Annotated in this window: 21 protein-coding genes; 12 read left to right on the top strand and 9 right to left on the bottom strand. The window is 67.6% G+C overall.

Annotated elements, in window-relative coordinates:
• Positions 1–27: 27 nt before the first annotated feature.
• Positions 28–609 (top strand): sigma-70 family RNA polymerase sigma factor, encoded by a 582-nt coding sequence (locus tag ACIBH2_RS24685; protein WP_397121466.1) that lies wholly within the window; start codon positions 28–30, stop codon positions 607–609.
• Positions 602–1,717 (top strand): anti-sigma-D factor RsdA, encoded by a 1,116-nt coding sequence (locus ACIBH2_RS24680; protein WP_397121463.1) that lies wholly within the window; start codon positions 602–604, stop codon positions 1,715–1,717. The genes ACIBH2_RS24685 and ACIBH2_RS24680 overlap by 8 nt, the downstream gene beginning before the upstream one ends.
• 230 nt (positions 1,718–1,947) lie before the next feature.
• Here the strand turns inward: ACIBH2_RS24680 and ACIBH2_RS24675 are convergent, their stop codons facing one another.
• Positions 1,948–2,361 carry a DUF5319 domain-containing protein gene (locus ACIBH2_RS24675; RefSeq protein WP_029923780.1) on the bottom strand — a complete coding sequence of 138 codons (414 nt, stop codon included), beginning with the start codon at positions 2,359–2,361 and terminating at the stop codon, positions 1,948–1,950.
• Between the two features lie 293 nt (positions 2,362–2,654).
• Between ACIBH2_RS24675 and guaB the strand changes: the two genes are divergently transcribed.
• On the top strand, positions 2,655–4,169 hold the full coding sequence (guaB, locus tag ACIBH2_RS24670) for an IMP dehydrogenase (protein WP_397121461.1): 1,515 nt from the start codon (positions 2,655–2,657) through the stop codon (positions 4,167–4,169).
• A 78-nt stretch (positions 4,170–4,247) separates the two neighbouring features.
• Entirely contained in the window at positions 4,248–5,381 is a 1,134-nt protein-coding gene (locus ACIBH2_RS24665) for a GuaB3 family IMP dehydrogenase-related protein (protein ID WP_397121459.1), read from the top strand.
• A gap of 61 nt (positions 5,382–5,442) precedes the next feature.
• Here ACIBH2_RS24665 and ACIBH2_RS24660 read toward each other — a convergent pair whose 3' ends face one another.
• Positions 5,443–6,252 carry an alpha/beta fold hydrolase gene (locus ACIBH2_RS24660; RefSeq protein ID WP_397121456.1) on the bottom strand — a complete coding sequence of 270 codons (810 nt, stop codon included), beginning with the start codon at positions 6,250–6,252 and terminating at the stop codon, positions 5,443–5,445.
• 352 nt (positions 6,253–6,604) lie between these two features.
• Here ACIBH2_RS24660 and guaA point away from each other — a divergent pair, with 352 nt between their 5' ends.
• Positions 6,605–8,170 (top strand): glutamine-hydrolyzing GMP synthase, encoded by a 1,566-nt coding sequence (guaA, locus tag ACIBH2_RS24655; protein ID WP_397121454.1) that lies wholly within the window; start codon positions 6,605–6,607, stop codon positions 8,168–8,170.
• A gap of 61 nt (positions 8,171–8,231) precedes the next feature.
• Here guaA and ACIBH2_RS24650 read toward each other — a convergent pair whose 3' ends face one another.
• The 6 genes from ACIBH2_RS24650 to ACIBH2_RS24625 form a co-directional block, all read right to left on the bottom strand.
• Positions 8,232–8,426 (bottom strand): hypothetical protein, encoded by a 195-nt coding sequence (locus ACIBH2_RS24650; protein WP_397121451.1) that lies wholly within the window; start codon positions 8,424–8,426, stop codon positions 8,232–8,234.
• Complete coding sequence (locus ACIBH2_RS24645; RefSeq protein ID WP_397121449.1) at positions 8,419–10,170, bottom strand: PspC domain-containing protein; 1,752 nt, start codon at positions 10,168–10,170, stop codon at positions 8,419–8,421. Before ACIBH2_RS24645 ends, ACIBH2_RS24650 begins: the two co-directional genes overlap by 8 nt.
• Positions 10,171–10,241: 71 nt before the next feature.
• A complete protein-coding gene (locus ACIBH2_RS24640) occupies positions 10,242–14,621 on the bottom strand; it encodes a hypothetical protein (protein ID WP_397121446.1) in 4,380 nt (1,459 codons plus the stop codon).
• Positions 14,622–14,773: 152 nt separating this feature from the next.
• Positions 14,774–15,421 carry an MspA family porin gene (locus ACIBH2_RS24635; RefSeq protein WP_397121444.1) on the bottom strand — a complete coding sequence of 216 codons (648 nt, stop codon included), beginning with the start codon at positions 15,419–15,421 and terminating at the stop codon, positions 14,774–14,776.
• A gap of 186 nt (positions 15,422–15,607) precedes the next feature.
• Positions 15,608–16,879, bottom strand: coding sequence for a lipase family protein (locus ACIBH2_RS24630; protein WP_397123000.1), 1,272 nt, complete (start codon positions 16,877–16,879; stop codon positions 15,608–15,610).
• Between the two features lie 363 nt (positions 16,880–17,242).
• Positions 17,243–17,608, bottom strand: coding sequence for a DUF6223 family protein (locus ACIBH2_RS24625; protein WP_397121442.1), 366 nt, complete (start codon positions 17,606–17,608; stop codon positions 17,243–17,245).
• A gap of 218 nt (positions 17,609–17,826) precedes the next feature.
• Between ACIBH2_RS24625 and ACIBH2_RS24620 the strand changes: the two genes are divergently transcribed.
• The 4 genes from ACIBH2_RS24620 to ACIBH2_RS24605 all read left to right on the top strand — a co-directional run bounded on the left by ACIBH2_RS24620 (position 17,827) and on the right by ACIBH2_RS24605 (position 21,741).
• Entirely contained in the window at positions 17,827–18,939 is a 1,113-nt protein-coding gene (locus ACIBH2_RS24620) for a sensor histidine kinase (protein ID WP_397121440.1), read from the top strand.
• Positions 18,939–19,601: a response regulator gene (locus ACIBH2_RS24615; protein ID WP_397122998.1), complete on the top strand. Its 663-nt coding sequence runs from the start codon at positions 18,939–18,941 to the stop codon at positions 19,599–19,601. Before ACIBH2_RS24620 ends, ACIBH2_RS24615 begins: the two co-directional genes overlap by 1 nt.
• A 78-nt stretch (positions 19,602–19,679) precedes the next feature.
• Positions 19,680–21,029: a PspC domain-containing protein gene (locus ACIBH2_RS24610; protein ID WP_397121438.1), complete on the top strand. Its 1,350-nt coding sequence runs from the start codon at positions 19,680–19,682 to the stop codon at positions 21,027–21,029.
• 70 nt (positions 21,030–21,099) lie between these two features.
• Entirely contained in the window at positions 21,100–21,741 is a 642-nt protein-coding gene (locus ACIBH2_RS24605) for a response regulator (protein WP_397121436.1), read from the top strand.
• On the opposite strand, the gene ACIBH2_RS24600 is transcribed toward ACIBH2_RS24605, so the two are convergent.
• Positions 21,691–22,104 carry a hypothetical protein gene (locus ACIBH2_RS24600; protein ID WP_397121434.1) on the bottom strand — a complete coding sequence of 138 codons (414 nt, stop codon included), beginning with the start codon at positions 22,102–22,104 and terminating at the stop codon, positions 21,691–21,693. The genes ACIBH2_RS24605 and ACIBH2_RS24600 overlap by 51 nt on opposite strands.
• A 427-nt stretch (positions 22,105–22,531) precedes the next feature.
• On the opposite strand from ACIBH2_RS24600, the gene ACIBH2_RS24595 reads away from it, so the two are divergent.
• Genes ACIBH2_RS24595 through ACIBH2_RS24585 form a run of 3 tightly spaced genes read left to right on the top strand, consistent with a single transcriptional unit; the run spans position 22,532 to position 25,986 of the window.
• Entirely contained in the window at positions 22,532–23,560 is a 1,029-nt protein-coding gene (locus ACIBH2_RS24595; protein WP_397121432.1) for a multiprotein-bridging factor 1 family protein, read from the top strand.
• Complete coding sequence (locus ACIBH2_RS24590; protein ID WP_397121430.1) at positions 23,557–24,969, top strand: aminotransferase class I/II-fold pyridoxal phosphate-dependent enzyme; 1,413 nt, start codon at positions 23,557–23,559, stop codon at positions 24,967–24,969. The genes ACIBH2_RS24595 and ACIBH2_RS24590 overlap by 4 nt, the downstream gene beginning before the upstream one ends.
• A 51-nt stretch (positions 24,970–25,020) precedes the next feature.
• Positions 25,021–25,986, top strand: a complete 966-nt coding sequence (locus ACIBH2_RS24585) for a hypothetical protein (protein ID WP_397121428.1) — start codon at positions 25,021–25,023, stop codon at positions 25,984–25,986.
• Positions 25,987–26,009: the final 23 nt, after the last annotated feature.

The following is a 26,009-nucleotide window of genomic DNA, read 5'->3' as shown; positions in this document are numbered from 1 at the left end:
CTCGTAACGCCAGGAAACGCTCTGACGATGAAGAACACGGGTGAGGAGTTGGACCCCGCCGTCGTCGCTGCCGCTGCGCAGGGCGACCGGTCTGCCCTCTCCCAGGTACTGGAGAGCATCCGCCCCCTCGTGGTGAAGTACTGCCGCGCGCGTATCGGAGCCGCCGAGCGTGGACAGCTCTCCGCGGACGATGTGGCGCAGGAGGTATGTCTGGCCGTCATGACAGCCCTGCCCCGCTATCAGGACCAGGGCCGACCGTTCATGGCGTTCGTGTACGGCATCGCCTCGCACAAAGTCGCCGACGCCCATCGCAATGCCGCCCGTAACAAGGCGGACGCCATGGCCGAAGTACCGGATGTCATATCCACCGACCACGGGCCGGAGCAGCGCGCTCTCGAATCCGAAACCAGTCGCCAGATGAACAAACTGCTGGCGACGCTTCCGGAGAAACATCGAGAGATCCTGATCCTGCGCCTGGTCATGGGTTTGTCAGCCGAAGAAACCGCAGTCGCTGTGGGCAGTACAGCGGGTGCTATACGAGTCGCCCAACACAGGGCACTCGCGAAACTCAAGTCACAAGTGGCGAGGGCAGGTGAAATGTATGGCTAGGGATGGCGAGCGCGGTCGGGGCGACTGGAAGGCGCGATCTGGATCGCACAACAGCGGTCCCTACGCCGAGGCGTCCGGTGGTGACACCGGGCCGGTCGATATCGCGGCGGTACGTCGCGACGACGAGTTGATAGACGCCATTGCTGGCGACGGCGCTGTCCAGACGGGCAGTGCCGACGAATATCAACTCGCGGCCTTGTTGGCGAATTGGCGAGCCGAAATCGTCAACGAGCCGATGCCAGCCGGACCGGACCTGGATTCCATTGTCGCCGCGGTCAATCAAGAGATCGGCGCTCGGCAAGCGCGGATCGGAGCACAGGGCAGTAGGCGACTACGTCTGGTGCGCCCTCTCATGGGTGCGGCGGCGGCTGTCGCATTGATCATCGGTGGTATGACGGCGTTCTCCTACAGCGCCGAACCGGGCGATCCGCTGTGGCGGGTCAAGGAGGTCGTGTTCTCCGAACAGGCCCAGACCACCGTGGTCAATCGTGCCGACAGCGATATGCAGCGGGCACAGACGTTGATCGACCAGGGCAAGCCGGAGGAGGCCAAAGCACTGCTGGTGCGGGCCGAGACCAATGTCAATCAGGTCAACGACGCCGAGAAGAAGGACGAGCTCAACGAGCAGTGGCAGCGAGTGCTGGCGCAGCTCAACGAGAAGGCTCCTTCGATCGCGGCTTCGCTGCTGCCGAGCACGACGTCGCCGGTCAAGCCGACCGATACGACGACCGAACCCGGTGCGGGCGGCGACACCACGGCGCCGACCAAGCCGGATATCTCGGTGAGCCCCACACCCGATCCACGAATCCTGGGCACCGATCCCACCGACGGCAGCACCACGGCACCCACCAATCCGGGTCCCAAGCCGACGGTGCCGACCACGGAACCTCCGGAACCATCGATCGAACCGGAGGTTCCGACCACGACGGTCCCGGCCGGGCAGCCGCCCACCTCGGTGGTGGTGCCCACGGGAACCTCGGATGGCGGAACGATCGGCGGGGGACAGCCTGAGCCGCAGACCCAGGCCCCGCCGACCGTGCCGCAGCAGACGCTGGTGCCGACGGTGCCGCTGACGCAGGTTCCCGCGCCGGGCGGCACGATTCGCTGATCATCGACAGCGGCTCACGGCAGTATCCGGTGAGGGGATGCTGAGGACGAGTCGTCGATTGCGCGAATGCGTCGAAATTGCCCGGTGCGCAAGCCGAATCGCGCACGGGCACAATTGTTCGAATAGCTGTGAAACACGGAAGAACCGATCACCGGTAGGTGATCGGTTCTTTGTTGTTGGGCGAGCCGTGGTCCACCGGGCTGGTCACGCGGGACCCCGGTGACCGCGAATCAGACGTCGAAGCCGTCGAACCCGTCGCCGTGCAGCGCCTCGTTCATCGAGGCGTCGGCGTAGCCGCGGCAGTAGTCCCACGTCACGTAGGCCTCGGGCGTCGGATCGTACGCGGGCTCGTGCGGTCGCACCGTACCGTCCACCAGCAGCTGGAGCAGGTTGGCGCGCAACATATCCCAATCGTGGTAGTGATCCTGCCGACAGTCCTCGCAGCTCACCACGAGACCGCGGATGCCACGATGCGCCAGCAGCGCTTCGTAGACCGCGAGGTCGGCGAGATCCTCTTCGACCGCTAGGCGCTCGTGAGGATCCAGCGGCTCCCCCGGCTCGATGGCATCGAGCGCGGCCGACGGGTCGGAGGGGTCTCCGGCGAATGGATCCGGCGGCAGGCCAGGTGGTAGATGGTCACGCACAGGTCCACGGTACGCAGAAGTCCCCCCCTCGCGCCAGCGCTGACACCCATTTGCCCTCACATAGCTGCCCGCATCATGGTATTGGCCCCACGACACCGCGCCGCTACGAGACGAATACGACACGGCTCGCGAACCCACCGGAGCCAAGCGGAGGCAATGAAACGGCTGGGTTGCGGGACCGATACCATGGACGGGCAGATGCCGGGTAGCAATCATCGGTATCGAAATCAATCCATTCGTCCGCCGGGACCACCTCCGGTGGGCATTGCCGAGGTTCAGGAGGGGTCGATCCGATGAGCAGTCCCGTGACGGGCGGCGACGATCCGAACAAGATCGCCATGCTGGGGCTCACGTTCGACGACGTGCTGTTGCTTCCTGCGGCTTCGGACCTCATTCCGAGCTCGGTCGATACATCCAGTCGGCTGACGCGGGAGATCTCGCTGCGCACGCCGCTGGTGAGTTCGGCCATGGACACCGTGACCGAGGCCCGCATGGCGATCGCCATGGCCCGGGCGGGCGGTATGGGTGTGCTGCACCGCAATCTGTCGGTCGAGGCGCAGGCCGCGCAGGCCGAGACCGTGAAGCGCTCCGAGGCGGGCATGGTGACCGATCCGGTGACCTGTCGCCCCACCGACACCCTGGCCGAGGTGGACGCCATGTGCGCCCGCTTCCGCATCTCGGGTCTGCCGGTCGTCGATGACGCCGGAATCCTGGTGGGCATCATCACCAACCGCGATATGCGCTTCGAGGTCGATCAGAACCGCCAGGTCGCCGAGGTGATGACCAAGGCTCCGCTGATCACCGCGCAGGAGGGCGTCACCGCGCCCGCCGCGCTGGGGCTGCTGCGCCGCCACAAGATCGAGAAGCTGCCGATCGTGGACGGCAACGGCAAGCTGCGCGGGCTCATCACCGTCAAGGACTTCGTCAAGACCGAGCAGTACCCGAACGCCACCAAGGACCGCGACGGCCGCCTGCTGGTCGGCGCGGCCGTGGGTGTCGGCGAGGACGCGTGGTCGCGCGCCATGACGCTCGCCGATGTGGGCGTCGACGTGCTGGTCGTCGATACCGCGCACGGGCATCAGTCCGGCGTGCTGCAGATGGTGCAGAAGGTCAAGGCCGAGGTCGGCGACCGGGTGCAGATCATCGGCGGCAATATCGCCACCCGCGCCGGTGCCAAGGCGCTGGCCGAGGCCGGTGTGGACGCGGTGAAGGTGGGTGTGGGCCCCGGCTCCATCTGCACCACCCGCGTGGTCGCCGGTGTCGGCGCGCCGCAGATCACCGCCATTCTGGAGGCCACCGCCGCGTGCAAGCCGTACGGCATTCCGGTCATCGCCGATGGCGGCGTGCAGTACTCCGGTGATATCGCCAAGGCCATCGCCGCCGGTGCCTCCACCGTCATGCTGGGGTCGCTGCTGGCCGGTACCGCCGAATCGCCGGGTGATCTGATCCTGGTGGGCGGCAAGCAGTTCAAGAGCTACCGAGGCATGGGCTCGCTGGGCGCCATGCAGGGCCGCGGCGAGGCCAAGTCGTACTCCAAGGACCGCTACTTCCAGGACGACGTGCTGTCGGAGAAGAAGCTGGTGCCCGAGGGCATCGAGGGCCGGGTGCCGTTCCGCGGCCCGCTCGACCAGGTGATCCACCAGTTGGTCGGCGGCCTGCGCGCGGCCATGGGCTACACCGGCGCGCAGTCCATTCCGGACCTGCAGGCGGCGCAGTTCGTCCAGATCACCGCGGCGGGTCTCAAGGAGTCGCACCCGCACGACATCACCATGACCGTCGAGGCTCCGAACTACACCACCCGTTCGTAGCCGGACATTGCCGGTTCGCGGGACGTCCGCGGACCGGCTTTGTCATGTGTGGCGAACGAACCAGAGAGGAATGACCCGATGCGCGACATGGTCGAGATCGGTATGGGCCGAACCGCGCGGCGCACCTACGAATTGGACGATATCGACATCGTTCCCTCGCGCCGCACCCGCTCGTCGAAGCAGGTGTCGCTGGCCTGGCAGCTCGACGCCTACCGGTTCGAGATCCCGTTCCTGACGCACCCCACCGACGCGCTCGTCTCGCCGGAGTTCGCCATCGAGCTCGGCAAGCGGGGCGGTCTGGGCGTCATCAACGGTGAGGGGCTGTGGGCTCGGCACGCCGATGTCGAGGCCAAGATCCAGCAGCTCACCGATGTGGCGGAGAAGGAGGGCACCGAGGCGGCCGTCACGCTGCTGCAGCAGCTGCACGCCGCGCCGATGCAGCCGGAGCTGCTGGCCACCGCGGTCGCGCAGGTGCGGGCGGCCGGGGTCACCACCGCGGTGCGGGTGAGCCCGCAGAACGCGCGGGCGCTGACCCCCGCGCTCGTGCAGGCCGGTATCGATCTGCTGGTGGTGCACGGGACCATCATCTCCGCCGAGCATGTGGGCGACGGGGAACCGTTGAACCTCAAGACCTTCATCGCCGAACTGGATGTGCCGGTGGTCGCCGGTGGGGTGAGCGATCACCGCACCGCGCTGCACCTCATGCGCACCGGTGCGGCGGGCGTCATCGTCGGCTACGGCTCCATGCAGGGCGCGACCTCGACCGGTGAGGTGCTCGGCATCGGGGTGCCGATGGCCACGGCCATCGCCGATGCCGCCGCCGCGCGCCGGGACTACCTGGACGAGACCGGCGGTCGCTACGTGCACGTCATCGCCGACGGCGACATTCTCACCTCCGGTCATGTGGCCAAGGCCATCGCCTGCGGTGCGGACGCCGTCATGCTGGGCGTCCCGCTGACCCTGGCGGCGGAGTCTCCCGGTAAGGGCTGGTTCTGGCCGTCGGCCGCCGCGCACCCGTCGGTGCCGCGCGGCGCGCTGCTGCCCTACGCCATCGACGAGGAGCGGGTGCCGCTCTCGCAGGTGCTGGAGGGTCCGTCCAACGATCCGTTCGGCTCGCTGAATCTGGTTGGCGGCCTACGTCGTTCGATGGCCAAGACCGGCTACTGCGATCTCAAGGAGTTCCAGAAGGTCGGACTGAACGTCCGCGCCTGAGACTTGCCGCCAACGGCCCGTGTCGACAACGACACGGGCCGTTGGTGTTCGGTGGCCCGGGTCAGCGGGTGTGGGCGAGGGCGCGCGAAACCGCTTGGTCGCGTAGGAATTCCAGGATGGCGGAGTTGACCACGCTGGGGTGGGTCATATTGACGGTCTGGCGCGCGCCTTCGACCTCGAGGTAGCGCACGTCGGGGAGGCCGTCGGCGAGCTCACGGGCGTGGGCGCGGGAGACGCCGCTTCTGGTGGGGTGGATAACCAGTGCGGGACAGGTGATTTCGGGTAGTCGGTCGAGTACGGAGTCGCGGCCGAGCAGGCAGCGCGCGGCCACCTCGGTGGCGTGCCAGTCGCGGGAGAGCCAGCGCTTCACCCAGACGGCGCGGTACCAGGCGTCCTCGCCGATGAGCCACTGCGCGAGGTGTTCGGCCAGCGCCGGTCGCGGGCCGTTTTTGTACCATTTGTCGAGGAACCTGCGGGCATTCTCCAGTTCCCGCTCCGACGGCTCGTGCGCTTCGGTGCTGATCAGAATGAGTGCGGCCACCCGTTCGGGGGCGAGCAGGGCGGTGCGCAGCGCGGTGAACCCGCCCTGCGAGGTGCCGCCGATGACGGCCCGGCGCACGCCGAGTTGGTCCAGCACGGTCAGCACATCGCGGGCGCTGGTCCAGTAGGTGAAGGGCAGGCCCTCGTCACGAGTACGCCCATGCCCCCGCGCATCCCAGGTCACGATCCTGAACTCGGGAGTCAGCGCCGCCTGCTGCGACGCGAACATCGTTCGGTCCATGAGGAATTCGTGCCCCAGCAGCACTACCGGTCCGCCGCCCCCGCTGTCCTCGTAATGGATCTCGGCATCGATCGCACGGGCGAATGGCACGCGTAGAGAATAGCCAGACCGACCGACAGAGATCGACGCTTTGGCCCCGCTCCGGCGTGCCCAATCCGTGTGACTCGCTCCGAAAGTCGTCACTGTCCGAAATGCCCGCCAACCCGGGCACCCCTGTCCGCCAATCCGCGCCCGCACCCCGCTGGGTGTCACCGTCGCAATCCGCGAAGGCGGCTTCCCGCGCCTCCATGGGTTTGCGGCGCGTCTCGATTCTGGACTGAGTGGAGCGGGGGAGCGGAGGGAGGGAAGAATCGAGACCCCCAGCGCCGCAAACCCCGCCGGAGCGAAGCGGAGGCAATCAAATACAGCCGGGTCAAGTGTGCTCCAAGTCGCTCATTAGACTATGGCGGTGGCAGAAACCCAGCGACCAGTCCTTGTTGTCGACTTCGGTGCGCAGTACGCGCAGCTGATCGCGCGCCGGGTGCGCGAGTGCAGTGTCTACTCCGAGGTGGTTCCGCACACCGCGACCGTCGAGGAGATCGCGGAGATGCGGCCGCAGGCCGTGATTCTGTCGGGTGGTCCGTCGAGCGTGTACGCCGAGGGCGCACCGCAATTGGACCCGCGGCTGTTCGATCTGGGAGTGCCGGTCTTCGGTATCTGCTACGGCTTCCAGGCGATGGCGCAGGCGCTGGGCGGCACGGTCGCGCACACCGGGACCCGGGAGTACGGGCGCACCGAGATCAGCATCGACGGCGGTGTGCTGCACGGCGGGCTGCCGACCACGCATCCGGTGTGGATGAGCCATGGCGACGCGGTCACCGATGCCCCGGAGGGCTTCGAGGTCACCGGCACCACGGTCGGCGCGCCGGTCGCGGCCTTCGAGGATCGTGCCCGCAAGCTCGCGGGTGTGCAGTACCACCCGGAGGTGCTGCATTCGCCGCACGGCCACCAGATTCTGAGCCGCTTCCTGCACGAGATCGCCGGGATTCCCGCCGCGTGGACGCCCGCCAATATCGCCGAGGCGCTGGTCGACACCGTGCGCGAGCAGATCGGTGACGGCCACGCCATCTGCGGTCTGTCCGGCGGCGTCGACTCCGCCGTCGCCGCCGCGCTGGTGCAGCGCGCCATCGGTGATCGGCTGACCTGTGTGTTCGTCGACCACGGCCTGTTGCGCGCCGGTGAGCGTGAGCAGGTGCAGCGCGATTTCGTCGCCGCGACCGGCGCCAAGCTGGTGACCGTCGACGCGGTGGACAAGTTCCTCGGTGAGCTGAAGGGCGTCAGCGATCCGGAGGAGAAGCGCAAGATCATCGGCCGCGAGTTCATTCGCTCCTTCGAGGACGCCGTCGCCGAGGTGGTCGGCGAACAGGGCGAGACCAAGGTCGAGTACCTGGTGCAGGGCACCCTCTACCCGGATGTGGTGGAGTCCGGCGGCGGCACCGGCACCGCGAATATCAAGAGCCACCACAATGTCGGCGGCCTCCCCGACGACCTCGAGTTCTCCCTCGTCGAACCGCTGCGCCTGCTGTTCAAGGACGAGGTCCGCGCGGTGGGCCGCGAACTCGGCCTGCCCGAGGAAATCGTTGCGCGCCAGCCCTTCCCGGGCCCCGGCCTGGCCATCCGCATTGTCGGCGAGGTCACCCGCGACCGCCTCGACCTGCTCCGTCAGGCCGATGCCATCGCCCGCGAAGAGCTGACGGCCGCCGGTCTGGACAAGCAGATCTGGCAGTGCCCCGTGGTGCTGTTGGCCGATGTCCGCAGCGTCGGCGTCCAGGGCGACGGCCGCACCTACGGCCATCCGATCGTGCTGCGCCCGGTCTCCTCCGAGGACGCCATGACCGCCGACTGGACCCGCCTGCCCTACGAAGTGCTGGAACGGATTTCGACCCGCATCACCAATGAGGTGAAGGAGGTCAACCGGGTCGTACTCGATGTGACCTCGAAGCCGCCGGGGACCATCGAATGGGAGTGAGCACTCCCTGAAACGTGAAAGGGCCCCGATCCCAATGGGATCGGGGCCCTTTCGTATCGAACTACTCCTTGCGCTTGCGCGGGGAGATCACCAGGATCACGCCCACCACGATGGCGGCGATCACCACCATCCAGCCGAAGGACAGTCCATTCGGCCAGGACGAGGGGCCGATGAAGGCCCAGATGCTCACCAGTACCGCGAGGACTCCCGCGAGCAGCAGCGAGAAGGACGGACGTCGGGTCTTGTTGTCAGCCACGCTGCACCTCCACGGATCCCATGCGCATATTGACGGTCAGGTTCAGGACGGGGCCCTCGGCGGGGCCGACGATGCCGGTCGGGCAGTTCTGGTCACCCATGTCCACATTGCAGGTGAGCTGGGCTCGCATACCCTCCGGCAGGATGATTCGGACGTCACCCATGCGGGAGTTGACCGTGGTCGAGCTGTCCTGCGTCAGGCGCAGGTTGGTCAGGTCCAGGGTCGCCGTACCCATGGACAGCGAGTACTCCGGCGCGAGTTCGGTCGGGTTCTGCACCACCCACACCCGGTCGCCCACACCGCCGCGATCGAATTCGATCGGGCCGATGAGCGAGGCCAGCACGACAAACCCGGCCAGCGGGGCGAGGACGACCATGAGGCCGTAGCCGCGGCGCAGGAAAGCTCCCGCGATCAGGCCGAGTCCGATGACCGCCAGGGCGGCGGCGCCGATGCGGCCGGGGGTCATCCAGTCCACTCCGGCAGCGGCAGCGGCACCGGCGGCCGCCGCGGCGAGAATGGCGAGGCCGATGACCATGGGCGTCAACCGGGAACGGGGGCGTGCGGGCGGAGTCTGCACCGCCACGTGGTGGGATGCGTTGGGCTCGGGGAGATCCCAGGCCAGCGGCGCGACACCGAGCGGATCCCAACCGGGCGGCGTGGGGCCGAAGTCGGGGGAGATGGGCGCGGGGCCGAAGGAGCGGCGGACGGGTTCTGCGCTCGGCGGGATCGGATGCAGGGTTCGCGTGCTCTTGCTCAGGTCGGCCGGTCCACCGCCGGGGCTGGGCGGAGTGCTCGGTCCGGTGCCACCGTCCGGATCCTCCGCACTGGACTCGTCGTGCGAAACGTCCTCGCCCGCGGTGGATTCCGCGTTCTGTTCGTCCTTGCGCAGCACCACCGTCGGATGGTCGGCATTCTCGTCCGCCGAATCCTTGCGCAGCACCACGGATTCCACGACATCGCCGTCGATGCGCAGCACCTCGGTCCTGTGGACTGCGGGTAGCTGTTCGGTCGGCTTCGGGTCTGGGCGAGGTAGCTCCTGGGTCGGTGCGGCATCATCGCGCGGGGCCGAAACCTCTTGGCTGGCCAACGGTTCCGCCCGAAGTTCGCTGGTCTGCGCGGGCTGGCGCTCCGGATCGGGCTCGTAGTGATCGGGCAGCTGAGTGTAGGGCCCGTACGGCGAGGTGGTGCCCGGATACCCGGTCCACTGCGGCGCGTTCGTGAAGCCGGTGCCGGGGAAGCCCAAGGTGGTCATGCCATCGGGATAGGTCGAATCCAGCGCGCCCACAGGCGGTTCCGGCTGCCGCTGATACAGCAGCCACCAGCCGCCCAGCATGAGCAGGAAGCTGATCACCCCGGATCCGCCGAGCCCCACGCCCGCCGGACCGGCCGTGCTCACCGCGATACCCAAGGCCACCAGCAGCACAATGGTTTTCGTCGGCGACTGCGAACTGCTGCCCTTACCGAACAGCGACTCCGCGGCCGAGACCTGGTCGCCCTGCTGACTGAACAGCAGCCAGCACGCCAGGTACAGCACAATGCCCGCGCCGCCGAAGAAGGCCGAGATCACGAACGCGACCCGCACCAGCACCGGGTCGACGTTGTAGCGCAGCCCGAATCCGGTGGCGACGCCCGCGATCGGCCCGTGCTGCGGCAACCGCGTCGGCCGGGTCTGCCAGAGGTGGTGAAGCTGATCGTTGAAACTGCCGCGCCGCGTGCCGCTCGACCAGTCGCTCGGGGAAGTCATGCTTCCATAGTGGGCGCGACCAGCACCGACGCGCATCGGGGGGAACCCTGAATATGGGCCTGAAGTTGGGGTCAGCCGCAGGGTGGGGCGTAGGGCAGTTGGGGGACGTAGCGCTGCCAGAGCTGTTCGGTCCACAGGTCGGCGGTGACGGCGCAGATGCGATCCACGGCGTGGGATTCGTCCAGGTCCCAGAGGCGGATCGCGCCGCCGAGGCCCGAGGTGTAGGCGAAGTCGCCGCCCGGGAGGAACCCGGCCAGCCAGGAGGCTTCGGTGGCCTCGGTTAGCGGGCCGTCGATTCCGCGCGGGTGTGCGCGGTCGGTGAAATCCCAGAGTTGGACGGTGCCGTCGGTGCTGGTGGTGATCATGGTGCTGGCATCGGCGGTGAATTGGAGGGTGCCCACCGACCGGGTGTGCAGCGCGGTGGGCTCGCCGAGCTCTACGGGGTGTTCCGGGTCGCTGATATCCCAGCTCCGCATGGTTTCGTTGGCGATCAGAACCACCGTGCGGAAATCCGGTGTGAGCTGCATGAGATTGTCGCGGGAGGCGTGCTCGATCGCCAGGTCGAACCGCTTCGGATGTTCGAGATCGCTGACGTCCCACCGTGAAATGACGAATCCGTTCTCCTTTTCCGAGCCCAGTTCCTGAACGAGCAGGGCTCGATTGTCGGAAAGGAACCTCGGCCAGGCGTACTTCGAATTCACCTGCAGCGGCACCCCGACCGGTACCGGCCGAGCACGGTCGGAGATGTCCCAGAACCGAATCGTCTTGTCGTCGTGGTTGGTGGCCATGAGCCGCCAGTCGGCGGTGATGGCCGTGTACCCCAGGCTGCCGAGGTTCAACTTCCACTCCGCGAGCGGACGTATGCGCGCCGGATCGGACAAATCCAAAACCTGGGTGGCAGCCGGGGTGAGGTGGGTTAGCAGCAGCGTGCGGCCGTCCGGTGACAAGGTGGTCGAGTAGAACTCCGGTTCGAGCCGGTACTCCCCGAGGCGTATGGGCTGTCGCTGATTTCGGATGTCCCACACGATGATTCGGCCGTCGCTGGCGTGCGTCACCATGCGTTCGCCGGAGGCATCGAAACTCGGCTGGTAGGCCCAGCCAGCGTGCCCGTACAGGTGAGCGGGCGGCAGCGACCACATCAGAAGCTCGCCGCCCTGGCCCGCGGCGGCCAGGGTATGCCCGTCCTGGGTGAAAGCCAGGGCCAAAGGGCCACCCGCGCACGGCCTGGAGGTCTCACCGAAGCGGCAGGTCGCCCTGCCTGTCGACAGTGGATTCTCGATGCGGACCGGATATTCCGGTTCGGTGACGTTCCACAGGGTCGCGGATTCGTTCCCGCCGATCGCCAGTAGTTGCCCATCGGTGCTGAAGGCCAGAGTGGACACGTAGTCCTCGGTGGTTCGCAGCGGCTCGCCTACTGAGCGGGGGCGGGCGGGCTCGCTCACGTCCAACAGTTCGACGGTCGCCATCTCCTCGTCGAGGGGCTCCATAGCGGCGCTCCCGTTGCCGAGTGCGAGGTACTTGCCATCGGGGCTGAACGCCAGCTCCCCTGTCGAACTCGCCTCGCGGACGATCTCGCCGACCTTGATGGCGGCGGTTGGACCACTGATGTCCCATAGCTGGACCGTCGCCGTAATGCCTTCGTAGTAGGTGAAGGCCACCAACCGTCCCCGCGGACTGGACTCCATCCAGCCAATGGTCGGATTGTCGCGATGCGATGGATCGCTGCTGGACACGGGATATGAGGGTCCCGAGATCGGTACGGCGGGGTTGCTGACGTCCCATAATGTCAACCGGGTCGTCGTCACTATGACGAGAGCGCGGCCGTCCGCGGTGAATTCCGCACGGAAGCCTGGTTCGGTGGCGAAGTCCGATCGGGAGGTGAGCTCACGCGGAGCGGCCGGATCGGTCATGTCCCATAGTCGGATAGCTCCACCGGGGGTGGTGGTCGCCATGAGTTTTCCATTGGGCGCGAAGGCGACTCGACCGATCTTCTCGATTGGTGAGCCGAGTTGGCGCGGATGGGTACTGTCGGCCGTATCCCAGAGCCGCAGGGTGTCGTCGTAGGCGATCGAGGCCAGGACGCTGCTGCCGGGTAGCCGTACCAGTTCGTAGATTCCGTCGGCGTGGGCTGGGGTGGAGGTGACCAGCGGCAGGTTCTGCGTGCGCAGCAACCGGGTTCGCACCTGCTCGTCGCCCGGGCGCAAGTCGGCGGCCACCAGATAGAGCTGTGCGGCAAGCGACGGGTCGGTCTGCTGGAGGCGGTCGGCCTGGTCGAGAATGGCGGCGAAGTTCTTGTCCGTGCGCTGTTGTTCGGCCAGTTGGGTTTGGGTGTAGGCGGCGAAACCCAGGGCGAGCAGGACGACGCCCAAGACGGCCAGGACGACCTTGGTGCGGGTGGAGCGGCGGCGGGCGTGGTCGCGGGAGTGCTTCGACGCGGTGAGGAATTCGCGGGCGAGGTCGGCTACCGGTGGTGGTTCGGCATTGTCGAGGGCCTGGCGCAGTAGTGCGCCGCGGTAGAGGCGGGACGAATCACGTTGGTGGGCGGCCCATTCCGCGGCGTCGGCTTCCAGGCGTTGGCGCACCAGGTAGCCGACGCGGTCCTCGTTGATCCAGCCGCGCAGGCGGGGCCAGGCGGTGAGGACGATTTCGTGGGTGAGGGTGACCGCCTCGGCGTCCAGGGTGATGAGGCGGGTGCGGGAGAGCAATTCCATTGCGGCGGTGGCGGCGTCGCGGTCTTCGCTGCGGGAGAGCAGGTCGGAGTATCGCGCGGTGCGGCGGGTATCGCGGGAATCCTGGCCGACGGTGACGAGGCCCAGCAGGATGTGTTTGGCGGCCTGGCGCTGCGGTTCGGTGAGTTCGTTCCACGCGTGCTCGGCGGTCGCGGCGACCGAGCCCGTCACGCCACCCGCCTTGCGGTAGCCGCCGACGGTGAGTCTGCGGCCCTCGCGCTCCTGCCAGGTGGCGGCCATGACGTGGGAGAGCAGGGGGAGTGCGCCCGGGTCGTAGCTGCGCGGGTGGTGATGGTCGCCGACACCGCAGAGTTCGGTGATGACGAGTTCTTCCAGGCCGGGTTCCAGTTCCAGGCCCGCCGCGCGGGCGGGACCCGTGATCGCTTGGGCGAGTTCGTCGATGCGCATGGGGCCGAGCAGGAAGCTGCGGTGTTCGAGGGCGTCCTGGAGCACCGGGTGGCTGAGGCAGCGAGCGTAGAAGTCGGCGCGAATGGCCAGGACCACGGCGATCGGGTCTTCGGTCCGCGTGGCGCAGGTATCGAGGACGCGCAGGAACTCCTCGCACTCGGCCTCGTCCGCACAGACGGTGAACAACTCTTCGAACTGGTCGATGATCAGAATGCGACGGGGACGCTCGGGGTGCGGTGCGAGATTGCCTCGGCAGGCTTCCTCGTGGTCGTCCGGTGACTCCGCCGCTGGCCGCGCGGTCGCGACTGCTCGCGCGGGCACTGCCGCTGCGGGTTGTTTCGTTGTGGTGGCTGCCTCGGCCGTCGCCCTCGTTTGCGCGGATCCAACTGTCGCCGTGCTCTTTTCGGGCACAGCCGACACTGTCGGTAAGTCTGAATCGGCTGGATCTGCTGTTACGGGTGGTTTGGTAAGACCGAACTGGGGGTTCAACTGCGGACCAGCCGCACTGGCGACGGTGTTGTCCCCGGAGCCTGAGTACGTTCGCGCGGAGTGCGGGTCGGGCGGATTTGTCGTCGTCGGCGCTGAGCCCTCTGCTGTCGATAGCGTCACAGCGTCCGGAACTGCTGCCGTTGCAGCACATTTCGAGGGCGCTGGTGTGGTCGCATAGAGCAATGTCGCCAACGGGTGTGGGCCCGGGGTGAGGGCGATGACCTCCCAATCGGCGAGGGCGGGAGCGAGTCCGGCGGCCAAGAGTGAGGATTTGCCCGCTCCTGACGCACCCACCACGGCGACTATGCCGGTGGCCGCCCGCACCAAGGCGGTGAGTTCGGCGGTGGGGCGGGTGCGGCCGAAGAACAGGTCGCGGTCTTCGCCTCGGTAGGAGGTGAGACCCAGGTAGGGGCAGGCGGATTCGTCTTCGTCCTCGGGGTTCCAGGTGGTGGCGGCCTGCCAGAGGCGTTGCCATTCCCGGGGTTCGGCGAGTGTGCGCGGCAGGGGATGCCCGGCCTTGTGGGCCAATTCGACGAGGGTGAGCACCACCGGGAGCAGGGATTCGAAGCGGGCCGGGACATTTCGGCCCGCTTTCCAATCGCTGATGCGCTGCGCGGACGCGCCGCCGGGGCGAGAGCCCTTGGCCGCCCGCATCCGCGCTTCGGTCGCGCTGGCCACGCGGCGCAAGGTGGGATTGCCCGCCGCCTCGTACAGTTCGGCGAAGCGCTGCGCGAAAAGCGCTCGCGGGGAACGAAACTCCTCATTGCCGGTTGACTGCTCGGCCTGCTCCCGGCCTTCGGTTTTCGATTGTTCCCCCGCTTGCATGAATCCAATTTAACGTGGCCCCAACGCTGTCGACGAGGCGGTGACGCTCCCGCGCCACCGCCTCGCCCGGTGCGCCATTCGCCGTGTCACCTGGGCAACGTTGCCCGGATGCCCCTGCCCGTCACGACGGCGAACGGCCCGTTCGCGCGGCGTCACAGCATGACGGGATCGCCCATGACCCAGTCGGCGACATCGGCCTCGGGTGAACTGGCTTCGATGATCGTGTACGCCTGCACGGTGAGCGGCCCGCCGCAGCCCTCCACCTTCAGCCGGTAGTCGCGGCTGACGATGTACCCGGTGCCGCCCGCGGGGATCTCCTTCTCGCCCAATGGGATATCGGTGATCTTGCCCGGCGTGATGGCGAGGTCGAACCCGATACCGCCGCCGATGGAGGGCGTAATGCCCACCCCGGCATGCGGCGTCACCCCACTGGACCCGAGCGAGACGCCCAATTCGGCATCGGCGTCGATTCCGATACCCCCGTCGATGGTGAAGGTGACATCCAGATCCACCGCGCAGCCGACGAACCATCCGGTGCGGATCTTCCCGCTGCCGCCCTCGACCGTCCCGTAGGAGGTATTGGTCAGATACACCTCGCGATTGGTCGGCATATTGTTCAACGGCGCGACATGGTGGAACCAGTTGTCGGTGTGGCCGACGGTGACCGTCATCCCATTGGGCGCGGTGGTCATCTTCTCGTGCGGTGCCAGACCCCCGGCATTCGCGGTCGCCGCCATGGGCCCGGCGAGCCCGACTCCGACGGCGGCGACAAGGGCGACGAGCGTGGACTTGATGTTCATAGTGGTTCCTCCCCGAACCTCGATGAGCCGCTGTGGCTCTGATCGAAAGGTAGGGAGAACGACCGCGCCCATGCCGCCGCCCACACCGCCGGAAGGCAGCGAAACCGCTGGTAGCGAAGGGTGATGCGAGTTATCCGGACCGGTCACGAAAGAGGATGTCCGCTGTCCGGTCCGGACAGGGCCGAGTCAGCTACCCGGGAATCCGGGAGGCAGCGGTTGGAAGTCCGCCTTGAACTTCGGCCCGGGCGGCAGGCCGCGTAGGAGCGCGCTGGTCCACGCGACCGCCGGGAGCCAACCTGTCACCGCATTGGTGATGTGCTCGGGCACCGGCACGGTGTAGAACCGCAGATCCGCACCGCGCTCCCAATACGAATTCACGGTCGGTATGACCACCGACGGCGGAATCAGCTCATCCCACACCCCATGCCACCACAGCACGGGCGTATCGGGGATGTATTTGCCGAGACTGTTGTCCCGCAACACTTCCAGTACCTCGGGGGAGTTCTCGAGGGATCTGCCCGGCTTGTAGTAGGCGCTGATCGGCCGGTACACACCCGAGAGCGCGATGGTCGCGTAGCAGCGGTTCTCGAAATCCTTCAGTAGCCGCTGTCCTTCGTCGGTGAGCAGCTCCTCGGGCCGGAACACCTCCGGGTACTCGCGGGCGAGGGCGGCCCAGCCGAGCCACATGGTGAAATTGCTGGTGCCGGTCAGCCCCGGCTGTTCCTGCGTGGCGTAGCGCGCGATCCCCACCAGGTCACCGGGTGTGCCGCCGATGGCGGTGCCCAGCAGGCGCACATCGGGTGCGTAGGTGGCGCGTAGTTCGGCCGCGCGAATGGATCCCGAACCGCCGCCGGAGTATCCGTAGAGCGCGATACCGGAGTCGTTGAGCCCCAACGCCGGATCGTTCTTCATGGCCCGCAGGCTGTCCAACACCATCTTGCCTTCGGCATATGTGTTGAAGGTATTGAACTTGCCGTCGAAGTCGGGCACGTTCAGCGCGAAACCCTGTGCGAGCCAATCGATGGCGAGCGCGGACTCCTTCATCGTCCCGGTCTGCAACGTATAGGACGGATTGCACGCCGAATCGGTGGAGTCGATCGCCTCCTGGAACGACACCACCGGCCGCGGACTGCCGTGCCACGGAATTCCGGGCACGATCACGGTCGTCGCGGTGACGATCGGATTGTCGTGCACATCGTTGGACCGGTACAGCAGCTGCTTGGTGTACACCGGGAAGGGAATGCCGAGCACCCGGGTCTGCACCTCGCGCGTGCGCACGATCTGGCCGGGTCGATACGACTCCAGATCCGCGGGATCGTCGTACCAGGGGTCTTCCTCCGGTGTCGGAATCGGCAGCAGGTCGTAGAGCTGTGGCTCCGAGGGCAATTGCGGCAGCTGATTCTGATCCGGCGGGAAACTCGGATATCCGGGATCGGCCGCCGCCGCCCCCGTCCCCATCACAACCGCCGATACCGCCAATACGGCGAGTCGGCGCAGACGCGACTTGTCCACTCGGTCCTCCAGCATCATTGCCGTCCACACCCGGTCGGCCACCTCGCCTCAGCTCACCGCATATGAGAGCCATGCGCTATCGGCACATTGCCGACCGAAACGGCCCACCTTGGTGCAGTTGCACGGAACAGGCTGTCCGTCGGGCGGCGCGGCTCGTCGGGCGGCGCGTCTGGTCGGACCACGCGGATAGTCAGACGGCGCGGCCCGTCGGACGGCGCGGCCCGTCGGACGGTGCGGCTCGTCAGACGGTGCGGCTCGTCAGACGGTGCGGCTCGTCAGACGGTGCGGCTCGTCAGACGGTACGGCTCGTCAGACGGTGCGGCGTGAGCGTGCCAGCGTGACTCCGCCCAGAGCCAGGCTGATGAGGCCGACCAGCATGGCGACGTAGGCTCCGCCCAGTCCGTTGCCGGTGCCGAGACCGCCGTCGGCGGTGGCCGCGACCAAGCCGCCGAGGGCCAGGGCGATCAGGCCCGCTGTCGATGCCACGATCGCACCGGTGCCGCCACCGAAGCGTCCGGTGGGGCGGGCCAGCGCCAATCCGCCGATGATCACGCCGATGAGGGCGATCAGCGCACCTGTGCTCGCGCCTAGTCGTCCGGCGCTCATGGCGGTGACCTCGGCGGCGAGGGGTTGGAGGGCGATATGCGTTGCGGCGGTGGGCAGGTGGGCGGACATTGGATGCTCCTTCTCGTCCGAGGACTGAATGCCACCCGATCATGTCCCTCGGACCGACCCCGAGTCGTCGTGCGAGCGCAGACAATTCGCGCTGCCGCCACGGCCGTAGCCGACTGCCGCGGCTGCGGTAGGAGCAGCGAAAATACCGCGTTCGCAGTACCCGAACGATCATCCGCGGGCGGGAGTCGCCAGCGCGAATATCCCGCTAGGGTGCACGCATGGGCACGGATCGGATCTGGCTGAAGGACTGGGGGATTGCCGTCGCCTTGGCGGCGATTCAACTGATCTCCGGTCTGTCCGAACACCACTCGCCGACCCCTGTGGTCCTGGTGGGCTACGCCCTCCTGATCGCCGGTGGGCTGGCACTGGGCCTGCGCCGCCACGCGCCGGTGGCCGTCCTGGCCGCGACCGGCGTCTGCGCTCTGGGCTACCAGGCCATCGGTTTCGAGGTCCCGCTCCTCGCCTTCCTCTTCGCTGTCTACGCCGTCGTGCGAGCGGGCCACCGCCTGATCGTGGTGGCGGGTGCGGTGTTCATGCTGGCCGCCCTCCCGCTCGCCATCCTCGCCGCCCCGCACGACTGGTCGGTGAGCCAATCGCTCACGCAGTCTCGCGATCTCCTACCGATCGCCTGGGTGATCGCCGCCGGTGCTGCGGGCGAAGCGCTGCGCCAGGCCGAGCGCCGAGCGGATGAGGCCGAGCGCACCCGCGAGGAGACCGCGCGGCGGCGCGCCGACGAGGAGCGATTGCACATAGCGCGCGAGCTACACGATTCGCTCACCCACCAGATCTCCGTCATCAAGGTGCAGGCCGATGTCGCCGTGCACCTGGCCCGCAAGCGCGGCGAACCGGTATCGGAGGCGCTCTTGGCGATTCAAGAAGCGGGACAGGAGGCCTCGCGCGAATTGCGGGCGACGCTGGAAGCCCTGCGCGACGACGACAAGAACCCGCCACACGGTCTCGACCACATTCCGGAACTGGTGGAACGGGCCCGTACCCCCGGTCTGGAGGTACAGCTCACGGTCGAGGGACGGCGACCCGATGTGCCGACCGCCGTGGACCGGACCGCCTACCGGATCGTCCAGGAGTCCCTGACCAATATCGCCCGGCACGCCGCCGCCGCGACCGCCTCGGTTCTCATCGAATACCGCCCGGACACCCTGGTCATCCGGGTCGACGACGACGGCCGCGCCACCACCGACGCCGCCCCGCCGCCCGGCGTCGGCCTGCTCGGTATGCGCGAACGGGTCACCGCGCTCGGCGGCCGACTACGCGCGGCACCCCGCGAAACGGGCGGTTTCCGTGTCCATGCCGAAATCCCGGTGGCCCCATGATGATTCGCGTCCTGCTCGTCGACGATCAGCCACTGCTGCGCAGCGGCTTCCGCGCTCTCCTCGACGCCGAGGACGATATCGAGGTCGTCGCCGAGGCCGCCGATGGCAGCGCGGGCCTGGAACTGGCCCGAGCGCACCTGCCCGATATCGCGCTCGTCGATATCCAGATGCCGGGTATGGACGGCATCGAGGCGACCAGGCGCATAGCCGCCGACCCGACCCTGGCCGGGGTACACGTCGTCATCCTGACCAACTACGGCATGGACGAATACGTCTTCGACGCACTGCGCGCCGGTGCCGCGGGATTTCTCGTCAAGGACATCCAACCGGAAGACTTCCTGCACGCCGTCCGCGTCGCCGCGCGCGGCGACGCCCTGCTCGCACCGTCGATAACCCGCCGGTTGATCGACCGGTATGTCACCGCACCACGCGAGACCGTCACCGGTACGGGATTGCGGGAACTCACCGCGCGCGAACGCGAGGCGGTGGCCCTGGTGGCACAGGGCCTGTCCAATGACGAGATCGCCGACCATATGGTCATCAGCCCGCTGACCGCGAAAACCCATATCAACCGCGCCATGACCAAACTGCATGCCCGCGACCGCGCCCAACTCGTCGTCTTCGCCTACGAATCCGGCCTCGTGGTCCCGCGCAACACCTGAGATCCACACCGTCTCAGGGTGCGAATCCGGGTGTTTCCGGATGCCACCGCGTCGGGTGGGCGTGCCAGTATCGGATATATGTATCCGTCTGTGCCCTTCGTCGACCCTGCCCAGGGTCCGCCCGCCGCGCATGTACCGCGGCTGAAGCGGCGCTCCGGCGGCCGGATCGTCGGCGGCGTGGCGGGCGGGCTCGCCGACCATCTCGGGGTCGATGTCTTCAAGGTGCGGATGGCGTTCGTCCTGCTGTCCGCCTTGGCCGGGGCCGGGATCGTCGCGTACGGGCTGCTCTGGATCTTCACGCCCGGCGGCGGCGACGGCGGCCCACCCTCGGCGCAGGAGCGGCGACAGGGAATCGGCCTCGCCCTGCTGGGTCTGGCGCTCTCGGTCGCGATGGCCTGGCTGTTCAGCGGTACCGCCGCACAGGTGATCGGCCCGATCATCGTCGTCGCGGTGGGTGCCGCGCTGGTGTGGCGCGAATTCGACGCGGACGGACCGCGATCGGTCTTCGGCCTGCCCGCCAAGGCCTCCGTGGTCACCTGGGCACGCATTGTCGGCGGGGCCACCCTCATCGTGGTCGGACTCGGCGTGGTGGTGCTCGCCCGAATCAATCTGAGTTCGCTCGGCTCGGCGCTCCTGGCGGTGGCGGTCACGCTCATCGGTGCCGGACTGCTCACCGTCCCGCTGTGGCTGCGTATGGTGCGCGCGCTCAACGACGAGCGCTCCGCCCGCATTCGCAATGAGGAACGCGAGGAGATCGCCTCGCACCTGCACGATTCCGTCCTGCAGACGCTCGCCCTGATTCAGCGGCAGGCCGACAACCCACAGGAAGTGGTGCGGCTGGCGCGTTTTCAGGAGCGCGAGCTACGCAAGTGGCTCTTCGACGACACCGGCCCGGCGCAGTCGAGTCTGGCGGCGGCGCTGCGCACCATTGCCGGTGAGGTGGAGGACCAGCACGGCGTGAAGGTCACCCCGGTCACCGTGGGCGATGTGAGCATGGATCTGAACGACAGCGGAAGCGGACTGCCCAAGGAGCATTTCACCGCGATTCTCGGTGCGACGCGCGAGGCGCTGGTGAACGCGGCCAAACACGCCGGTGTACCGACCATCGACCTGTTCGCCGAGGTGGAACCGCATCAGGTGAGCGTTTTCGTGCGCGATCGCGGCAAAGGATTCGATCCCGAGACCGTCTCCAGCGATCGCCAGGGCCTGTCCAAATCCATTCACGGCCGGATCGAGCGGCGCGGCGGCACCGTGGAGATCAAGTCCGCACCCGAACGCGGCACCGAGGTGCGAATCTTCATGCCGCGCACCGACGGCGCCGACGAGCGACTGGTCGTGCGCCCCGACGAGTCGAGCGCCGACGACGAGTCCACGTCGGATCAGCCGCCCGCCGACGGGCAGGACGCGGCCGTGGGCGGTCGGCGCTGAGCCCTCGATCAGCACCGGGTGTGGTACCGATGAGGGTGGCAACGGTGCGCCGTCACATGGAGGAGATGCAGTGAGTGTCCGGGTCTTTCTGGTCGACGATCACGCCGTGTTCCGATCGGGCGTGCGGGCCGAGTTGAGCCGCGAGCCCGATATGGAGGTCGTCGGCGAGGCCGGGACAGTGGCCGATGCCATTGCCGGAATCAAGGCGACCGCACCCGATGTGGTGCTGCTCGATGTGCATATGCCCGACGGCGGCGGCGTGGCTGTCCTACAGGGCATCGAGGACGGCCCGGTGTGCTTGGCGCTCAGCGTCTCCGACGCCGCCGAGGATGTGATCGCGGTGATTCGCGCGGGTGCGCGGGGCTATGTCACCAAGACGATCTCCGGACCCGAGCTGGCCGACGGCATTCGCCGGGTCTCCGGTGGTGACGCGGTGTTCAGTCCGCGGCTGGCCGGATTCGTCCTGGATTCCTTCACCGGGAAGTCCCAGGTTCCGGAGCCGCCATTGGATCCGGAACTGGACTCCCTCACCCCTCGTGAGCTCGAGGTGTTGCGGCTGCTCGCGCGCGGCTACACCTATCGGGAAATCGCCGAGAGTCTGTTCATCTCGGTGAAGACGGTGGAGACGCACGCCTCCAATGTGCTGCGCAAGACCCAGCAGTCAAACCGCAATGCCCTCACCCGTTGGGCACACCGTCGCCGCATCGATTGAGAGTCGTTCACCGCTGCGATCGGCGCACAGAATGGTGCGCGCTCCGCGCCGGTCGCGCCGCACGATCTGCGCGCTGAGCCGAATCACGGCCTCCTCCAGGCTGATTCCCAGATCGGCGGCGCGGGCGACGGCCAGTTCGAAGGCGTGCAGCACCTCGGCGGTCGGGGTGTCGGTATCGGCCGCGGTGGCCAGATCGAAGTCGCTGAGGAATTCGTCGAGCGCCATACCGTTCATGGCCTGGCCCTTGGTGAGCGACCGCCCGGGCAGCCAGCTCAGGACCCACCCGTCCCCGACGGGGTCGTAGGTGGCGGTCTCGGGGGTGATGTCACTGGTTATCAGCCAGTTGGTGGTTCGCAGTGCCATGGTGTGCTCGCTTCCTGCACAAGACTCCGTGACTTGGCTTGCCGGAGTGGGTGTTTCGCGGTGCAGCTCGTCTCTCAATGCTAAAGACGGACACTTCAAGTCGTCAATCAAGCTTTAGTGACTTGTGATGATATTTCGTAAGCATCTCTGATCGAAAATGGTCAGCAGGAATGTATTTCGTCCGCGATGAGTCGAATTCTGGCCCGGTAGAATGGAAACAAAGCCCCGGAACACCGTTGTGAGCCCCGCGCACCGCGGTGCATCCCGTGACCACGCCGTTGCTTGTTACTCCGATGTGCCACAGGAACTTCCGTCGGCGACCTGCAACAAGATCCTCCCCGAGTCCGATGACACATCGTGTGATTAGAATGCGCCTCGTGACACTCTGTGTGCACGCGGAATCCGGGCGACCCGCGGGAGGTGCCCGATGACCCGATCGGACAGCGAGCGAATCGGCGATGTGGTGCGTCGGCTGCGTATCGAGCGCGGATACACCCAGGCATCCTTGGCGACCAAGGCGGACTGTTCGCGCAGTCTCATCCAGCAGATCGAGAACGGCACCCGCATACCGCCGCTACCGCTGCGCGAACGATTGAGCCTGGCGCTGGGCGAAGAGCTGCCCGGCGAGGCGGATTCGGGCGAAGCGGTCGGCAGCGCGTACTACGACCTGCGCATGCGATTCAATGTGCTGCTCGGCAAGGACCCGCAGCTGGTGGAGCGCGCGCTCGGTATCGCGCAGCGGCTCATCGACTCCTCGGGCGCCTGCGACGATATCGAGCCGCTGCGGCTCATCGCCGACCGGCAATTGGAGCGCGCGGAAGAGATTCTGGCGCAGATCCCTTCGCGTAGCGCCACGGTGTGGGAGTGGAACACCGTCCTGGACTGGCTCACCATTCTCGGGCAGGCCACCGATTCGGTGCGCGCCATTCACACCGCGGATCTGGGCACCATCGGCGGTGATGTCGGCGACGACTACCACCAGGCCATTCTGCGGCTCGCGGACGCCGGGCGGGATGTGCGGCGCATGTACGTCCTGGACGGTATCGGCGATGTGGTGCCCTACGAGGACAAGCTGTGGCGGCAGGCGCGGGCCGGGGTGGTGAGCATCCTGGTGAAGCGCGAGCACGCGCGCAACGCGCAGAGCATGCTCGTGGTCGACGAGCGGTATGTCGCGGTGGGGGAGTACGACTACTCGCGGCAGGCGCGCGTGGCGACGCGGTTCTCGGCGCTCAAGCACGATGTGGAGTTCGCGGTGCGGCGGTTCGAGAAGCTCTACGATCTGACGCGGGACGGGTCCGCCATCGTGGTCAACGACATTGTGGCGGGGGAGGATCTGGCCCGGTACGAGCGGCTCACCGATGACGGGTGCCGCGAGGTGTTCCGCGCCGCGCTGGAACGGCACTGGCACGAACTGCCCGCACCGGGGGAAGCGCCGAGGGACGGTGAGCGGCGGTGAGCCGTGATCTGTTCGAATTGCGGGCGCTCACCAACAGATCCGAGGAACGCAAGCGCGAAGTGCGACGGTATCTGGGTGCGGGGCAATGGTTTTCGGGCACCGCGGGACGTGCCTACGAGGGCATCATCGACGCCTATCACGGTGAGACCGGAGTGGCTCCCGCGCCGGATGCCGTTGTCGCACTGGATCGTGCGTGGGACGAGCTGCTGCACCTGGAGCGGCCCGCCGAGTACCGCGACGGCAGACTCTACGACAAGCGACAGCCGCTGATCCTGCGAGAGTTGGCCGCGGACAGGCTGTTCGAGCGTCTGTCGCAGCCGGTCGACGGGGTGGCCGGGGTGCGGGTGCGGGCGGAAGAGGTCGTGGTCTGCCCCTATTCGAGCACGGTCCTGCTGGAGGAGGCGGTGGCCACGCTGGCCCGGCCGGGCGGGGTGATCGTCTGCCCGGAGGGGTTCTACAAGAGCTCCAGCATCCACGTGGAGAAGTACGGCCTGACCATTGTGACCTGCCCTGGGACACAGGACGATTCGTTCCGCATCGATGCCGAGGCGCTGGCGCGTTGCCTCGACGAGGTGGCCGACCGGCTGTGCGGAGTGCTGCTCACCCTGCCCGGAAACCCGGTGGTGGCGGCGTATTCGGTGGAGCAGTTGACCGAGATCGGTCGGGTGCTGCTGGAGCGGGATGTGCCGGTCATCTGCGATATGGCCTTCGATCGGCTGGTGGCGGATCACATTCCGATCGCCGCGCTGAGCGTGTCCACCGCCGAGGGGGAACGACGGCTGTACGACCGCGTGCTGACCATCACCGGTAATTCCAAGGGCTACAACGCATTCGGGCCGTGCAAGCTCGGCGCGGCGTGTTCCGGGGACGCGGTGTGGCTGCGCGCGGTGCGGGAGCGGCTCACCATCGCGTTCCAGCGGGAGACTACGCATCTGGTGCGCGCGGTGCTCGAGCGCACACCCGAACGGTACTTCGCCGACAATGTCGCCCGGATGCGCAAACAGCTCGACCGGGCGCTGTCGTGCATCGCGGAGCTGAATTCCCGTGTCGGCGTGGAGGTGCTGCGCCCGCTCGGCACACCCGAGGGCATGTTCCTCACGGTGGTCTTCGACCGCGCCGTCCTGGCCCGCGCCGGGGTGCGCACGAGCGCCCAACTCGAGGATCTGCTGCTGGCGGCGGCCGGAGTCGACAGCGTGGCCCTCGACCGCACCGGCTCCCCGCGTCTGGGCGTCCGGCTCAATGTGCTGGCCCCCCGCAAGGCCCCCGGCCGCGAATCCGCCGACCTGCTGGACGAATTGTTCGACCGCATAGAGCGATTGGTGCGCGATATCGATGCCGGGCGCACCTATCCGGTGGTGCTCACCGACCGAGGGCTGCCCGCGCTGCCGGAATTCGCGGCGGCCTCGTGAGCGGGGGAGTGCGGCGATCGTGCGAGGGCGGCAGATCGTGAGGGTGCGGTCGTGATCGTAGGGGTGCTGCGGGAGACCGCCCGTCGGGAGCGGCGAGTCGCGCTCACGCCGGGGGATGTGCGCGAACTCGACTGCGCGGGGATCGATGTGGTGGTGGAGCGCGACGCCGGGTTCTGGGCGGGGTTCCAGGATGCGGACTACCGGGCGGCGGGGGCCGATATCGCTGCTGGGCGACGCGAGGTGTTCGACCGCGCCGATCTGATCGTGTGGGTGAAAAAGCCCGCGTTCGAGCTGTTTTCGATGCCGCTGCGGCCGGGGATGCGGCTGCTCGGCTTTCAGGACCCAATCGCGCGGCAGTCGGAGATCGCGGAACTGCGGGCCCGTGGCATCGACTCGGTGGCCTTCGAACTCGTGCCGCGCGAGGGCGAGCCCGCACCGTTCGACGCCTTGTCGGCCATGAGCCGCTTCGCGGGCAAGATCGCCTACGCGGAAGGGCGGCAGCTACTTTCGGAAAAGGTGCGGTCTCGGCCCGTGCGCAGTCTGATCCTGGGCTGCGGCCAGGCGGGGTTGGCGGCGATCGAGGCGGCCGCGGAATTCGGTGACGAGAAGCCCGCGGTCATGGGTAACCGCCTGTCCCAGGAGGCGGCGGCCTTGCGCGGCGGGGCGGAGGTTTTCCTCCCGCAAGCGGATTCGGCCGCCGTGCTCGACTACATCGAGCGCGAGACACCGGAACTGATCGTGTGCGCGGCTGTGCACCGTGGCGACCGCGCGCCCCTGCTGCTGGACAACGCGGCACTGGATGCTCTCGGTGCGGGTGCGGTGGTGGTCGACCTCACCGCGAAGGCGGGCGGCAATTGCGTCGCCACTCGCGTCGACACCACGGTGACTCTCGCGAATGGGGTTGTGGTCACGCATAATTCGAACTATCCGGCGGCCAAGCCTCGGGAGGCGAGTGTGGCGTATGGGTCTGCGGTGGCCGCGATGGTTATTGGCCTGAGCGGTCGAAATTCGACCTGAGACAGCGGATTCCGCCATGTGGG

This window comes from Nocardia sp. NPDC050406 (genome assembly GCF_044459025.1).
Taxonomy (GTDB): Bacteria; Actinomycetota; Actinomycetes; order Mycobacteriales; family Mycobacteriaceae; genus Nocardia.
Note: the sequence above shows the minus strand (reverse complement) of the source record. Positions and strands in the feature narration are given on the sequence as shown.

What these genes read in the sequence shown, in the direction of transcription:
- ACIBH2_RS24685 (WP_397121466.1), top strand. Translation starts at nt 28, where the DNA reads ATGAAGAACACGGGTGAGGAGTTGGACCCCGCCGTCGTCGCTGCCGCT.
- ACIBH2_RS24680 (WP_397121463.1), top strand. Translation starts at nt 602, where the DNA reads ATGGCTAGGGATGGCGAGCGCGGTCGGGGCGACTGGAAGGCGCGATCT.
- guaB (WP_397121461.1), top strand. Translation starts at nt 2,655, where the DNA reads ATGAGCAGTCCCGTGACGGGCGGCGACGATCCGAACAAGATCGCCATG.
- ACIBH2_RS24665 (WP_397121459.1), top strand. Translation starts at nt 4,248, where the DNA reads ATGCGCGACATGGTCGAGATCGGTATGGGCCGAACCGCGCGGCGCACC.
- guaA (WP_397121454.1), top strand. Translation starts at nt 6,605, where the DNA reads ATGGCGGTGGCAGAAACCCAGCGACCAGTCCTTGTTGTCGACTTCGGT.
- ACIBH2_RS24645 (WP_397121449.1), bottom strand. Translation starts at nt 10,170, where the DNA reads ATGACTTCCCCGAGCGACTGGTCGAGCGGCACGCGGCGCGGCAGTTTC.
- ACIBH2_RS24640 (WP_397121446.1), bottom strand. Translation starts at nt 14,621, where the DNA reads ATGCAAGCGGGGGAACAATCGAAAACCGAAGGCCGGGAGCAGGCCGAG.
- ACIBH2_RS24635 (WP_397121444.1), bottom strand. Translation starts at nt 15,421, where the DNA reads ATGAACATCAAGTCCACGCTCGTCGCCCTTGTCGCCGCCGTCGGAGTC.
- ACIBH2_RS24630 (WP_397123000.1), bottom strand. Translation starts at nt 16,879, where the DNA reads ATGGGGACGGGGGCGGCGGCGGCCGATCCCGGATATCCGAGTTTCCCG.
- ACIBH2_RS24625 (WP_397121442.1), bottom strand. Translation starts at nt 17,608, where the DNA reads ATGTCCGCCCACCTGCCCACCGCCGCAACGCATATCGCCCTCCAACCC.
- ACIBH2_RS24620 (WP_397121440.1), top strand. Translation starts at nt 17,827, where the DNA reads ATGGGCACGGATCGGATCTGGCTGAAGGACTGGGGGATTGCCGTCGCC.
- ACIBH2_RS24615 (WP_397122998.1), top strand. Translation starts at nt 18,939, where the DNA reads ATGATTCGCGTCCTGCTCGTCGACGATCAGCCACTGCTGCGCAGCGGC.
- ACIBH2_RS24610 (WP_397121438.1), top strand. Translation starts at nt 19,680, where the DNA reads ATGTATCCGTCTGTGCCCTTCGTCGACCCTGCCCAGGGTCCGCCCGCC.
- ACIBH2_RS24600 (WP_397121434.1), bottom strand. Translation starts at nt 22,104, where the DNA reads ATGGCACTGCGAACCACCAACTGGCTGATAACCAGTGACATCACCCCC.
- ACIBH2_RS24595 (WP_397121432.1), top strand. Translation starts at nt 22,532, where the DNA reads ATGACCCGATCGGACAGCGAGCGAATCGGCGATGTGGTGCGTCGGCTG.